General features: G+C 62.8%; 1 pseudogene. It reads right to left on the bottom strand.

Annotated elements, in window-relative coordinates:
* Positions 1–422, bottom strand: a pseudogene (locus tag EN991_RS39540) (tRNA (adenosine(37)-N6)-dimethylallyltransferase MiaA); the annotation flags it as partial.

The raw sequence follows: 422 nt of genomic DNA, 5'->3' as shown, positions 1-422 counted from the left end.
CAATTGATGCCTGAACCAGGTGGTTTGCCGCTTGGAATATTGCCTGGTCGCGATCTTGGCGCGTTCGATTGCCTCGGGAAAGCCAATCCCTCCGGCCATCGCCGCCTGCAGTTCGCGAACGCCGATCGCTTTCATCGCCGGCAATTCGGGATCGAGGCCAAGTGCCGCAAGCCGCTTGACCTCGTCCAGCGCGCCCTTGTCCAGCATTTGGTCGAAGCGTTTGTCGATGCGTCCGACCAACGCCGCCCGATCCGGCTCGATCACCAGGAAATGCGCGCTTTGCCTGTCGATGAGCGGCTGGCCGCGCTCTGCCTGCCATTCCAGGATCGAACGGCCAGACGCATCGAGAACCTCCAATGCCCGCACGATGCGCTGGCTGTCGGTTGGCTTGAGCATCATGGCGGCCGCCGAATCCTCGCGCA

Origin of the sequence: Mesorhizobium sp. M7A.F.Ca.US.005.03.2.1 (assembly GCF_003997795.1) — a bacterium.
GTDB lineage: Bacteria > Pseudomonadota > Alphaproteobacteria > Rhizobiales > Rhizobiaceae > Mesorhizobium > Mesorhizobium ciceri.
This window is presented reverse-complemented; position numbering and strand designations above follow the sequence as displayed.